This is a genomic window from Rossellomorea sp. FS2 (assembly GCF_047915635.1).
Taxonomy (GTDB): Bacteria; Bacillota; Bacilli; order Bacillales; family Bacillaceae_B; genus Rossellomorea; species Rossellomorea marisflavi_A.
Genome location: NZ_JBLRVS010000016.1, coordinates 1 through 637 on the forward strand (window position 1 = coordinate 1; position 637 = coordinate 637).

Sequence of the window (637 nt, forward strand, 5' to 3'; positions counted from 1 at the left end):
TCTGTGCTTTGATGGAAGAGAGATCTTCTTGAATGATGTCAAAGAGTTTCACGCCTTCACGTAACTCGGCATAGATGCCTTCTGGCAAGGTAGGCTCATGATACCGCCCTGCCCTCATGACTTGGGCGATGACCTTCGCATCCTTAGTATCATTTTTGGTAGGCGAGTCATCATCCAGTTCTTTTGATTTCTTAACCTTCATCGGATTTACCACCACAGGGCGCTCGCCCTGTGATTTCAAGAAGTAAGCTAGATTCATCCAATAATGTCCCGTGGGCTCCATCCCCAACATCAAGTTCGGACGGGATGTGTCCGCACTTAATTGTCGAGCCCACTCTAGTAACAATTGGAAGCCTTCTAACGAATTCGGAAAAACCAGACGCTTCGATAAGTCGATTCCTCGATCATCAATAGCCCTGGCGACGTGTTTATGCTTGGCGATATCAATGCCGATGATTAAAGTCTGTTCATTAATTTGATTAAGTCGTTCATTTTGTGTAAAATCCATAGTTGAAGTCTCCCTTCGGTACTTAATTCGAGGTCATGCGCATGACACTCTCTATCGTACCAAGGGAGCTTTTTTTATGCACATCGCTAAAATCCCGCTTTATCCTCATAATCTTTTATAACAGGAATG

General features: G+C 44.3%; 1 protein-coding gene. It reads right to left on the reverse strand.

Translation table 11 applies throughout. The features are described from left to right. On the reverse strand, positions 1-508 hold a 508-nt coding region (locus ACNA6I_RS23060), incomplete at its 3' end, for an IS110 family transposase (RefSeq protein ID WP_416314231.1). Positions 509-637 lie beyond the last annotated feature (129 nt).